The organism is Sphingomonas sp. TX0543, assembly GCF_048565505.1.
Classification (GTDB): Bacteria; Pseudomonadota; Alphaproteobacteria; order Sphingomonadales; family Sphingomonadaceae; genus Sphingomonas.
On record NZ_JBLZUS010000002.1, the window covers coordinates 1,406,925 to 1,419,491 of the forward strand.

General features: G+C 66.9%; 8 protein-coding genes. 5 read left to right on the plus strand and 3 right to left on the minus strand.

What is annotated here, in order from left to right:
* Positions 1-46 precede the first annotated feature (46 nt).
* Genes ACM61V_RS07390 through ACM61V_RS07400 form a run of 3 tightly spaced genes read left to right on the plus strand, consistent with a single transcriptional unit; the run spans position 47 to position 2,938 of the window.
* Complete coding sequence (locus ACM61V_RS07390) at positions 47-982, plus strand: NAD(P)H-dependent flavin oxidoreductase (RefSeq protein ID WP_137787406.1); 936 nt, start codon at positions 47-49, stop codon at positions 980-982.
* Positions 982-1,770: an enoyl-CoA hydratase/isomerase family protein gene (locus ACM61V_RS07395; protein ID WP_212742203.1), complete on the plus strand. Its 789-nt coding sequence runs from the start codon at positions 982-984 to the stop codon at positions 1,768-1,770. The genes ACM61V_RS07390 and ACM61V_RS07395 overlap by 1 nt, the downstream gene beginning before the upstream one ends.
* 52 nt (positions 1,771-1,822) lie before the next feature.
* The gene (locus ACM61V_RS07400) at positions 1,823-2,938 is read left to right on the plus strand and encodes a dipeptidase (protein ID WP_137787404.1); all 1,116 of its coding nucleotides are present in this window, start codon (positions 1,823-1,825) and stop codon (positions 2,936-2,938) included.
* A gap of 10 nt (positions 2,939-2,948) precedes the next feature.
* Here ACM61V_RS07400 and ACM61V_RS07405 read toward each other — a convergent pair whose 3' ends face one another.
* The gene (locus ACM61V_RS07405; protein ID WP_137787403.1) at positions 2,949-4,991 is read right to left on the minus strand and encodes an NAD(+) synthase; all 2,043 of its coding nucleotides are present in this window, start codon (positions 4,989-4,991) and stop codon (positions 2,949-2,951) included.
* A gap of 78 nt (positions 4,992-5,069) precedes the next feature.
* On the opposite strand from ACM61V_RS07405, the gene ACM61V_RS07410 reads away from it, so the two are divergent.
* On the plus strand, positions 5,070-7,976 hold the full coding sequence (locus ACM61V_RS07410; protein WP_137787402.1) for a hybrid sensor histidine kinase/response regulator: 2,907 nt from the start codon (positions 5,070-5,072) through the stop codon (positions 7,974-7,976).
* Positions 7,977-7,991: 15 nt separating this feature from the next.
* Here ACM61V_RS07410 and ACM61V_RS07415 read toward each other — a convergent pair whose 3' ends face one another.
* Entirely contained in the window at positions 7,992-9,650 is a 1,659-nt protein-coding gene (locus tag ACM61V_RS07415) for an alkaline phosphatase family protein (protein ID WP_137787401.1), read from the minus strand.
* Between the two features lie 50 nt (positions 9,651-9,700).
* Between ACM61V_RS07415 and ACM61V_RS07420 the strand changes: the two genes are divergently transcribed.
* Positions 9,701-11,719, plus strand: coding sequence for a protein-disulfide reductase DsbD family protein (locus ACM61V_RS07420; RefSeq protein WP_137787400.1), 2,019 nt, complete (start codon positions 9,701-9,703; stop codon positions 11,717-11,719).
* A gap of 9 nt (positions 11,720-11,728) precedes the next feature.
* Here the strand turns inward: ACM61V_RS07420 and ACM61V_RS07425 are convergent, their stop codons facing one another.
* Positions 11,729-12,478, minus strand: coding sequence for an arginyltransferase (locus ACM61V_RS07425; RefSeq protein ID WP_137787399.1), 750 nt, complete (start codon positions 12,476-12,478; stop codon positions 11,729-11,731).
* Between the last annotated feature and the right edge of the window lie 89 nt (positions 12,479-12,567).

Here is a 12,567-nt window from a genome sequence, read left to right on the forward strand (position 1 = left end):
TCATGCCAACCCGTTCTTCGAAAACAGGCGGAGAGGAGTGCGCCGCATGGCGGTGAAGACGCGCGTCACGGAGATGTTGGGGATCGAAAAGCCGATCATCCAGGCGGCGATGGGCTGGATCGCCCGCGCCCAGCTTTCCTCGGCAGTTTCGAATGCCGGGGGCATGGGGATCATCGAGACATCCTCGGGCGAGCTTGACGCCGTGCGCGAGGAGATCCTCAAGATGCGCCAGCTTACCGACAAGCCGTTCGGCGTGAACGTGGCTCAGGCATTCGTCCGCGATCCCGATATCATTCGTTTCGTGATCGATCAGGGGGTGAAGTTCGTCACCACCTCGGCCGGGGATCCGATGAAATATACCGCGATGCTCAAGGATGCCGGGCTGACGGTGTTTCACGTCGTCCCCAATCTCGCCGGCGCGCTGCGCGCCGTGGAGGCCGGGGTGGACGGACTGATCGTCGAGGGCGGCGAGGGCGGCGGCTTCAAGAACCCGAAGGACGTATCGACGATGGTCCTCGTGCCGCAGGTGGCGGAAGCCGTGAACGTGCCCGTGGTGGCCGCGGGGGGCATCATGGACGGCAAGACGATGGCGGCGGCCTTCGCGCTCGGCGCGGAGGGCGTGCTGATGGGCACGCGCATCCTCACCGCCTCCGAAAGCCCGGTGCACGAGAACTGGAAGCAGGCGATCGTTCACGCCGACGCGACCGACACCGTATTCCTCAATCGCAAGGGGCCGGGGCCGGCGCTCCGCGCGCTCCGCACCGCGCGCTCGGCCCGGATCGCGGCGGAGGGCTCGGTCAATATCTTCGGTGAGTTCGCAGATACGCGGCGCGTCTATTTCGAGGGCGATCTGGAAGCGGGCATCGCGCTGACCGGGCAGGTCGCTGGCCGGATCCACGATGTGAAGCCGGTCGCGCAGATCCTCGACGAAACGATGCGGGATTATGCAGCAACGGTAACGCACATGGCGGGAGGCTTATGATGGCGGATGTACGATATGAAGTGGCGGACGGCATCGCCACGATCACGCTCGATCGACCCGAGCGGATGAACACCATCTCCGGTCCGATGCTGGACGAACTGACCGCATTGCTGGTACGCGCCAACAGCGATCAGGAGGCGCGCGTCGTGGTGCTGACCGGCACCGGCCGCGCCTTTTGCGCCGGGCTCGATCTCAACGCGGCGTCCAGCGCCGAGGGGATCGGCTCTTCCTCCGCCACGTTCGGCGCGACGATCGACCTGCGCAACACACCGCCCACTGTCTTGTTCGCGATGGACAAGCCGGTGATCTGCGCGCTGAACGGATCGGCGGCGGGCTATGGCATGGACCTCGCACTCGGCTGCGACATCCGTGTGATGGCGGAGGACGCGAAGCTGGCACCGGCCTTCGTGAAGCGTGGCGTGCTGCCGGAATCCGGCGGCACGTGGTTCCTTCCGCGCATGCTCGGTTGGGCGAAGGCGGCGGAAATCGTGTTTACCGGGCGCACGCTCGGCGCGGCGGAATGTCTTGCCGAGGGGCTGGTCAACCGTATCGTGCCGGCCGTCGAGGTGGCCGCCGTTGCGCGTGCGCTGGCGTCGGAGATCGCCGCCAACGCGCCGCTCGCGGTGCAGGCGGCAAAGCGGATGATGCGCATGGGGCTGGACGAGCCGTTCGACACGCATGTCCAGCACGTCTATCTGCAATTGCTGCCGCTGTTTCGCTCCGAGGATTTTCGCGAGGGCATGGCCTCTTTCCTCGAAAAGCGGGCACCTGCGTTCAAGGGGCAGTAGCGCGATCCTGGCACGGCGCGCTATGAACGGGCTTTCACAGCGGGGGCGATAAATGCAGACTTTCGGTCGACGATCGATGCTGGCGGGAATGATGGCATTGCCCGCACTCCGCGCCGCGGCCCGATCACCTGCGGCCGCGCCGTCGCCGGCCGACCGGCTCTACCGCCAGGCGATCGTTCTCAACGGTAATCTTGCCGGCCCGTTCAGCGATACCAAGCCGCTGCCGGCGAGGGACGCAAAAGAGATCAGGCAGTCCGGAATCACCGCGTTCAAGACGACACTGGGCGGCTCGGGATCAAATCGCGCGGATACGATCGAGGAAATCGCGTTCTTCGACGCGGCGATCGCGGCCAACAGGGATCTGTTCGTCAAGGTCCGCGACGTGGGCGATATCGCCGCCGCGAAGCGGGCAGGGCGCGTGGGGATCATCTATTCGTTCGAGGGTGCGAGCATGCTCGAAGGCAAGATCGAGGCGATCGACGCCTTTCGCGCCTCGGGCGTGCTGGTGATGGGGCTCAGCTATAACGTGACCACGCCATTCGCGTCCGGCGTCCTGTCCAGGCAATCGACCGGGCTGACCGAACTTGGGCGGCAGGCGGTGGCGCGCATGAACGCGCAGGGCGTCACAATCGACGTGAGCCACAGCGATGAACCGTCCAGCCTCGCGGCGATCGCCGCCTCTCGCCGGCCGACGCTCGTCACCCATGCGGGGTGCGGGGCGGTGCATCCGCATCCGCGCAACAAGTCCGATGCCCTGATCCGCGCGCTGGCGAACAGTGGCGGTGTGATCGGCATCTACGAACTTTCGTTTATCGCGGGCGGGCGGAAGCAGCAGTCCCTCGACGATTATCTGGCGCACCTGACGCATGCCTTAAAGGTTGCGGGCGAGGACCATGTGGGGATCGGCAGCGACGCGCTGGTGGGCCGTTTCGATACCTCGCCGGCGAACATGAAGATGTGGAACGCGGATATCGCACGCCGCAAGGCATCAGGCGTGGGTGCGCCGGGTGAGGGGCCGCCGCCATTCGTGGAGGGGCTCAATCGCGCTGACAGGATGGAGGTCATCGCCCGCGCGCTGGCCAAGCGCGGCGTGCGCAGCGCCGCGATCGAGAAGATACTCGGTACGAACTTTCAGCGGGTGTTCGCCGAGACATGGACTGCCGGCTGACGCGCGCGCCTCAATCCCACCGTGCCAGCTCCGCGAGCCACGCGGCGGCGGTGCCGTCGCTCGGCGCACGCCAATCGCCACGCGGGCTGAGCGCGCCGCCGGGTGAAACCTTCGGCCCGTTCGGCAATGCCGATCGCTTGAACTGACTGGTGCGGAAGAAGCGGGTGAGGAATTTCTCGAGCCAGCCGCGGATCGTATCGAGATCATAGGCGACCCGCGCCGCCTCCGGCATGCCCTCCGGCCAGCGCCCGGCTTCGGCATCGCGCCAGGCGTGCCATGCGAGGAACAGGATCTTGGACGGCGCAAGGCCATAGCGGATCACGTGATGCGCGAAGAAATCGTTGAGCGAATAGGGGCCGATCCGTGCCTCCGTGCTCTGGATCACGCCATCCGCCCCGGCTGGCACCAGTTCGGGGCTGATCTCGGTTGCGAGGATATCTTCCAGTACCGCATCGGTCGCACGATCATATTGATCGGTCGCGATGCACCAGCGGATCAGAAACTGGATCAGCGTTTTGGGCACGCCGGCGTTAACGCCGTAATGGCTCATCTGGTCACCCACGCCATAGGTGCACCAACCCAGCGCCAGTTCGGAAAGGTCGCCCGTGCCGACGACGATGCCGTCGCGCTGATTGGCGAGACGGAACAGATAATCCGTGCGCAAGCCGGCCTGCACATTCTCGAACGTCACGTCGTAGGCGGGTTCACCGTTGGCGAACGGGTGACGCATGTCTTCCAGCATCCGGCGCGCGGCGGGGCGGATGTCGATCTCCTCCGCCGTCACCCCCAGCGCCTGCATCAGCTTCCACGCATTGGCCTTCGTCGCGTCGCTGGTCGCGAAGCCGGGCATGGTGATGCCCAGGATATCCGCGCGCGGCCGCCCGAGCCGATCGAGCACCTTTGCCGCGACGATCAGCGCATGCGTCGAATCGAGGCCGCCCGAAACGCCGATCACCAGCCGCCTGGCGCCGGTCGCCTCGAACCGCTTCGCGAGCCCCTCCACCTGAATGTTGAAGGCTTCGTAGCAGTCGGCATCCAGCTTGTCGGGGGTATTGGGCACGAACGGGAAGCGCCGGACGGCGCGCCGCAAGCCGATATCGGCAAAATCGGGCTGATGCGCGAAGGGGATGCGGCGGAACCGCGCCTCCGGATGGCCGGCGAGCGCGGCGGCGTCGTTGAATGTGCCGAAGCGGCTGCGTTCCTGTTCCAGCCGCTCGCAATCGACATCGGCGATGCAGAGTTCGGGGCCGCCCCCGAACCGCGTGGATTCCGCAAGCATCTCGCCCAGCTCGTGAATCGTGCCCTGGCCGTCCCACGCGAGATCGGTGGTGCTCTCCCCCGATCCCGCCGCCGAAAAGACATAGGCACAGGTTGCGCGCGCCGATTGCGCCGCCGACAGCATAGCCCGCTCGCGCGCCTTGCCGATCGTGACGTTCGATGCGGAAAGGTTACAGCACACCAGCGCGCCCGCCAGCGCGCCCAGCGTGGAGGGCGGCGTCGGCGCCCAATAATCCTCGCAGATCTCGGCATGGAAGACGAATTGCGGCAGATCGCTCGCGGCGAAGATCAGGTCGGTGCCGAACGGCACCTCCTCATCGCCGACTGAGATCGTCAGCCCGGTGAGCCCTGCGCCGCTGGCGAACCAGCGCTTTTCGTAATATTCGCGGTAATTGGGCAGAAACGTCTTGGGCACGACGCCCAGCACGCGCCCGCGCGCGATTGCGACCGCGCAATTGTACAGCCGCCCGTTCCTCGCCAGCGCCGCGCCCACCAGCAGCACCGGGCGCAGATCGCGAGTCGCCCCGGTAACCTTGGCGATCGCGTCGAGAGTGGCCGCCTGTTGCGCCGTCTGCAAATGCAGGTCGTCGATTGCATAGGAGGTGAGATTTAGTTCCGGGAACACCACCAGGTCGACTGCCGCATCATGCGCCTCGCGGGCGAGCAATATCGTCGCTTCGGCATTGGCGGCAGCATCGCCGACAGAGGCGCGTGGGGTGGCCGCCGCGACACGCAGCAGGCGATGGGCGTGGATTGAACGGAACGCTGGCTTCATCCGTTACGCGGATAACGTGCTTTGCACCGGTATGCCATCGTTCCGGCTTTGCGGGGCGAACTGAAAGATATAGTAATAATGGTGATGGACGGCCCGGCCAACAACGTGCGTGAGGTTGCGCGCCAGTTCGCCGGTGGCGGGGCGCTGGGCGCGCTGATACTGGCGAAGGATTGGTCGGATTCGCCGCTGGGGCCGATCGATCAGTGGCCGTCCGCGCTGGTCAACGCCGTCAGCCTGATACTTCCCGCCGCTTCCGAGATCGTGCTGTTCTGGGGGGCGGAGCATGTCGCGCTCTACAACGACGCCTATGCCCCGACGATCGGGGACAAGCACCCGGGCGCGCTTGGCCGTCGGGCGCGCGAAACCTGGGGTGAGCTTTGGGATGATCTGGCGCCGCTGCTCGATCATGTGCGCACCACCGGCGAAACCTTTAATGCGCGCAACCGCCCTTTCCATACCGATCGCGCGGGGTTCGACGAGGAAGTGTTCTTCGACGTTTCCTATTCCGCGATCCGGCTGGACGATGGCGCGATCGGCGGGGTGATGTGCATCGTCTCGGAGACGACCGAGCGCGTGCGGGCGGAACGAACCCTGACTGACGAGAAGCAGCGCTTGTCACAGTTGTTCGAGGATGCGCCGGGCTTCATCGTCGTGCTGCGCGGCCCGGATCACGTGATCGAGCACGCCAATCAGGCCTTTCGCGAACTGATCGGGGAGCGGCCCGGCGGGATCATCGGCCGTGCAGCGCACGAGGTGCTGCCGGAGATCGAGCAGCAAGGATATTGGCGTCTGCTCAACGCGGTACGGACCGCGGGCAAGCCGCATCGCGAGAACGGCGCGACCGCGTTGCTCCGGCGACACCCCGATACCGAGCCGGAAACCCGCCATCTCGATTTTCTCTTTCATCCCATCAGGGATGCGACCGGCGCGGTCAGCGGCATATTCGTGCAGGGCGCCGATGTCACCGACCGGTACAGTGCCGAACGCGCGCTGGCCTTGAGCCGCGAATCGCTGGAACTGGCGACGGAGGCGGCCGAGATCGGCATATGGGATATTCACGTGCGATCCCGTCGCGGCATATGGTCAGATCGGGCGAAGGCGATGTATGGGTTGCCGCCCGATCGTGAACTGACGCTCGATCAATATTATGCGCTGCTTCACCCGGAGGATATCGGGATGGTGCGCACCAGTCTGGCGGCGGCGGTCGATCCGGCACGCCGCGCACCGATCGATATCGAGTTTCGCGCGATACGTGCCGACAATGGCGAGACGCGCTGGTTCGCGGCGACAGGGCGCGGCATTTTCGAGAACGACGAGTGTGTCCGCGCGGCGGGGACGGTGATCGACATCTCCCGTCGTCGTCACGAGCGCGAGGCGTTGCGCGAGAGCGAGACACGGTTCCGCGACCTTTCGGATTCGCTGCCGGCATTGATCTGGCAGACAAACGAACAGGGCGAGATCATCTTCGCGAACCAGTTCTTCGAAACCTTCCTGGGCGTGGCGCCCGCTGAGGTTATCCGGGAGGGCTGGACCCGGTTGTACCTGCCGGAGGATCGCAAGGCGCTCGGGATCGTTCGCGCGCGGGTGCATGAATCGCGCGCACCGATGGGCGGCGATCTGCGGCTGATGGGGCCGAACGGCGAGCCACGCTGGGTGCATGCCGAAGCCAGGCCGCGCATCATCGACGGCGTGTATCGCGGGTTCATCTGCTGCGCGGTCGACGTGAGCGAGGCGCATCTCGCGGGGGAGGCGTCCGAGCGCCGGGTGGCCGAACGCACCCGCGAACTGTTCAAGGAAATCGCCGAGCGCGAGCGGGTCGAGGCGACGCTTCACCAGATGCAGCGGCTGGAGGCGGTGGGTCAGCTCACCTCTGGCGTCGCGCATGATTTCAACAATCTGCTCACCGTCGTGCTCGGCAATGTTGCGATGCTGGAGCGCACGCTTGGCGAGGCAGGCGACGCGCGCACCCGCCAGCGGCTGGAGCATGTGAGGATGGCGGCCGAACGCGGCGCCGCGCTGACGGCGCAGTTGCTCGCCTTCTCGCGCCGCCAGCGGCTGGAGGCCAAGGCAGTCGAACTCAATGCGTCGATAGTCGGGATGCGCCCGTTGATGGAAAGCACGCTCGGTCGCGCGATCACGATCGACGCGCGGCTGGCGCCCGATTTGTGGCAGGCTTTCGTCGATCCCACGCAATTCGAGCTGGTGGTGCTCAATCTTGCCATCAACGCCCGCGATGCGATGGGCGCCGCCGGCGGCAAACTCGGCGTCACCACCGCGAATGTCACATTGGGTGAGCCTGTGTCACCCGATGCGCCGCGCGCTGGCGACTATGTGATGGTGTCGGTCGCCGATACGGGCGAGGGAATGACCGAAGCGGTGCGCGCGCGGGTGTTCGAGCCGTTCTTCACCACCAAGGAAGTGGGCAAGGGCTCGGGGCTCGGGCTGGCGCAGGTCTACGGCTTCGTCAAACAGTCGGGCGGCGGGATCAATATCGAGACGGCCCCCGGGAAGGGGACGACTGTCACCGTGTACCTGCCACGCGCGATGACGGATCATCATCCGCAGGCGACCGAATCGCTGACGACTGGCGAAGTCTCTATCGCCGGCCGCACTGTGCTGGTGCTCGACGACGACGATCATGTCCGCGCGGTGACGGCGCAGGAATTGCGCGACGCCGGCGCAGTCGTGATCGAGGCGGCGGATGGCATGCGCGCGCTGAGCGTGGTGGAGCGGGACATCGCGCTCGACGGCGCCGTGGTCGATTTCGCGATGCCCGGCATGAACGGCGCGGAATTCGCCGCCCAGGCGCGCGGGCTGCGGCCGGGCCTGCCGGTGCTGTTCGTCACCGGCTATGCCGATCTGCGCGCGCTGGCCCATGTCGGTGACGATGCGGTGATCCAGAAGCCCTTTGCCGCCGGGGCGATATCCCGGCGACTTGGCGAGCTGATTTCCGGCGCGTGGTTCAACGGGATAAAACCGCGCTGACCAGCCCTGCCAGCCTCAGCGCGGGCACGTCGAGGCGGCGGTAGCATCCAGATCGAGGCAGCGCCCGTCGAGGCCGCTCACCGGCAGGCCGATGGTGGCGGCAAGCGTCGGTGCGATGTCCACCGTTTCTACCGACAGCGGTTGTTCGAACCCGGCAATCCCCTTGCGCCAGAAAAGGATCGGCACCCGCCGGTCATAATCCCACGGGCTGCCGTGCGTCTCGACGTAGCCCGGCCCCGGCACGGGGATCGGGGTGACGCGGGGCTTGAACAACAGCAGGAAATCGCCCGAGCGCTCGGGATCGTAGGAGGCGCGCGCGCGCTCCGCCAGCGTCCAGTTTTCCGGCGGGCCCTTTGGCATCGGGGTGGCGGCGATCTGCTCGCGGGTGAGCGCGGCGGCGACCTGAGGCATTGCGGCGTACCGTTTCACGGCCGCGGCGATAACGGCTGCACGCTTTCCTGCCGGCACGTCGCTGGATACGTAAACGTCGCCTTCGCCGCCGATCAGCACCGGGCCGGCGATCCCGAGTTCCTTGCCAATCGCCGCGCCGACCAGCTTGGGCGCGGCTGCCGGATCGAGGCGCGTCTCCATCGGCATGGCGTGCTGCGCCTGGCGCTCGGTCAGGTCATGCGCGCCGTGATCGGCGGTCAGCACCACCTCGTAATCGATACCCAGACCATCGAGGGCATCGAAGAAATTCTCCAGCGACAGATCCAGCTCGTTCATCTGGATGCACATCTCGCTGCCCTGCGTGCCATTGGCATGCCCGATATAGTCCGTCGCGGAAAGGCCGACGATCAGCAGATCGGGCGTACCGCCAGTGCCGAGCTTCATATCCTTGGCAAGCCCAAAGGCCATGCCGAGCACGGCGCTGTCGATCGCGGGGGAGGCACGGAAAGCCTTGGCGTCGCCCGCCGCGCGCTCGAACCGGCCGGTGCCGAGCGTCTGCCCGCCGACCTGGATCGGGCGCGAGATGGCCGCGCACCACCCCGGCAGCGGAAGCGGGCCCTGCGGGCTGGCGATCAGCCCCGCCACGGCAGCGCGCGCGCGCGCGATCGTCGGCGGCACGGCGCGACCGGCATAGGAAACGAAATCCTTCCCGTCCCAGAACCACAGCTCGTCCACCTTGTGACCGCCCATCATGATCGCCGCGCGATCCTTGCCCGCGACGGAGACGACGCGCGTGGCGGGATTGGCAGCCTTCATCATCTCGCCCAGCGTCGGCACCTTCAGATGGAGGTCCGCGGCGGTGTAGCTGTTGTGATCGGTGCCGGGGACGCGCTCGTCCTCGGCGCAATAGACCGTCTTGTCGGCGCGGCCGATCTTCTGGTCGATCCAGTTATTGGCGATGATCCCGGTATGCGCCGGGCGCATCCCCGTCAGGATCGTCGAGTGGCCCGGGCACGTCTCGGTGGCGGCATGGCTCTGATAACCGGCCGGAAAGACCACTCCCTGCAACAGGCGCGCGAATCCGCCGGTGAAGTGGTTGCGATATTGGGCGAACAGATCGGCCGAAAACTGATCGACCGAGATCGCGACGATCAGCTTGGGCGCGGCGCGCGGGCCGGCTGCATCGGCCGCAACCGCGGCGGCGGGCGCGGCCCGCTGCGCGAATGCCGGCGTGGTAAGGGCGGCGGCGATCAGGGCGGCGGTGGCGGCGATCCGCAGTTTCATCTTCGGTCCTTGGTGCAAAGCGGTGGCGGGCACGGTATGTCCGCGCCATGATGGCGAGGCAAGCATGGTTCCGGCGCATAGTGGCGCTTCTGGTCGGGTTGATGACAATGGTCGCGCAGCCCGCTGCAGCCGACCAGCATGTCGCGATGCGGCTGGTCGCGGAAACGCCGCGCCCGGCAGCTGGCGGCACCGTGACGCTGGCGTTCGATGCCGTGCCGGCGCCGGGCTGGCATGCTTACTGGCAGAATCCCGGCGACGCGGGCGTGGGAACGAGGCTCGCCTGGACGCTGCCTTCCGGCGCGCGTGCGGGGGAACTGCGTTATCCGGTGCCGCAACGGCTGCTGATCGCGGGGCTGATGAACTATGTGTTCGAGCGCCCCTTCGCCATGCTCGTCGATGTTCAGATACCTGCGGGTCTCGCGCCGGGCACGCCCCTGCCGATCAGCGTGAAGGCGGATTACCTCGTCTGCACCGCCGATCTGTGCGTGCCGGAAACGCAGACGCTTCAGACCGCGCTTATTGTGGGCGACGGCGCGGCCGATCCGGCGTTGCGGGCCAGATTCGATGCGTGGCGGCGCGCCCTGCCGCAGCCGCTCGGCGCGAGCGCGACCTGGCAAGCGGCCGCAGGCGTATTCAGGCTGGGCGTGCCGTTTCCCGCCGCTGCTCCGATAAGGGATGCCTATTTCTATCCGCTCGCGGGCGGCGCGGTGGACTATGCCGCGCCGCAAAAGATCGCGCGTGACGGCGACCGGCTCGTGGTTGAAGCGAAATTGGCGGCGGTGCCGGCCAGCGGCAGGATTGCCGGCGTGCTGGCGACGGGCGAGGGACGCGGGCTGGCGATCCTCGCGAATCCTGGCGTCGTCGCGCCTGCCGATGCGGCCGGCGGCGTGTGGGGAAGCGCGCTGCTGGCATTTGCCGGCGCGGTGCTGGGCGGCCTGCTGCTCAATATCATGCCGTGCGTCTTTCCGATCCTGAGCCTGAAGGCGCTTGGCCTGGCGCGGGCGGGCGAAACGGAGGCTATCGCGCGGCGTGAATCGCTTGCCTATGCGGCGGGCGTGATCCTCGTGTGCCTCGCGCTGGGCGGCGGGTTGCTCGCGTTGCGCGCCGGTGGATCGGCCGTCGGCTGGGCGTTTCAGCTGCAGGATCCGCGCGTGATCGGGGTGTTGCTGCTGCTCGTGGCCGGCCTCGCGCTCAACCTTGCCGGATTGTTCGAACTCCCCACGCCGCGATTCGCCGGCAAATCCGGGACCACCGGGGCATTTGCCACCGGCGCACTGGCAGCGTTCGTCGCGACACCATGTAGCGGCCCGTTCATGGGCGCGGCGCTTGGCGCGGCGCTCGTGCTGCCCACGGCTGCCGCGCTGATGGTTTTCGCGGGGCTGGGCTTCGGCATCGCATTGCCGTTCCTGCTGATCGGCTTCGTCCCGGCGTTTCGGCGTCGCCTGCCGAAGCCGGGGCCGTGGATGGTGCGGCTGCGTCATATCCTGTCGATTCCGATGTTCCTCACCGCGGCGGCGCTGGGCTGGGTGCTGTGGCGGCAGGCGGGCGGCATTGGCCTGGTGCTCGCCGCGATCGCGCTGATCCTGCTGGCGCTTGGCCTGTGGTGGACCGGCTGGATGCAGGGGCAGGGCAGGGAGCGGGCGTGGTGGCCGGGGCTGACGGCGATACCGGCGGCGCTGATGGCGATGGCGCTGCTCCATCCGGGCGCGGCGCGGCCGGCAACCACGATCGCCGGTGCCGAGCGGTTCAGCGAGGCGCGCCTGGCAGCTTTGCGCGCGGAAGGGCGGCCTGTGTTCGCCTATTTCACTGCCGACTGGTGCCTGACCTGCAAGGTCAACGAAAAGACCTCGATCGAAACCGAAAGGGTCGCGCGTGCTTTCAGCAAGGGGAAGGTTGCGGTGCTGGTTGGCGACTGGACCGATGGCGACCCCGCGCTCGGCCGCTTTATCGAGGCGAACAATCGCGCCGGCGTGCCGCTCTATCTGTGGTACGCACCCGGCGCACGAGAGCCGCGCTTGTTGCCGCAGTTGCTGACGCCGGACATGCTCACCGGTCTGGCCGGCACGTGAAGCGGGCGATCAGATGACCGCGTCGTGCTCGGCCAGCAGCGCCCAGCCGCGCGGGCCGAGGATTTCGAGCGGGCGATAGCGCGTCTTGTATTCCATCCGCGACGATCCCTTCACCCAATAACCGAGGTAGACATAGGGCAGCCCTGCGGCGCGCGCGCGCAGGATGTGATCGAGGATGATGAGATTGCCCAGCCCCGGCCGGTCCTCGCGATCGGCAGCGAAGAAGCTGTAGATCATCGATAGCCCGTCGGCCTGTCGATCGGTGAGGCATGCGCCGATCAGCTTGCCCTGCGCGCCGTTCACCGAAGGCTCGCGATATTCGACGATCACCGAATTGACCGGCGATTGCTCGATCATGTCGGCGTAATCCGTTTCGTCCATGCCCGCCATCCCGCCGCCGGGATGACGCGAGGAGAGGTAGCGGCGCAGGAGCTGAAACTGCTCGTCGGTCGCCCACGGGCGGCACGCCGTCACCTCCAGATCGGCGTGGCGGCGGATCAGCTTGCGCTGAGTGGCGTTGGCCTCGAATTCATGCGTCACCACGCGCACGGAAACGCACGCCGTGCACCCCGCGCACGACGGGCGATAGGCAACCGACTGGCTCCGCCTGAAACCGATCCGGCCGAGCGCGTCGTTGAGTTCGCTCGCATGTGGGCCGGAAAGCTCGGTGAACACCTTCCGCTCCTGCCGCCCCGGCAGATAGGGGCACGGCGCGGGACTGGTCACGAAAAAGCGCGGAAAGCGAAATGGCGCCGTCACCGACGTAATCCTTGCGAGCGGCGCGATGATTCACGCCGCATCGACAGGATATGAATCCTTGGCGCAAATGTGAAAAGCCCGTTAACCAC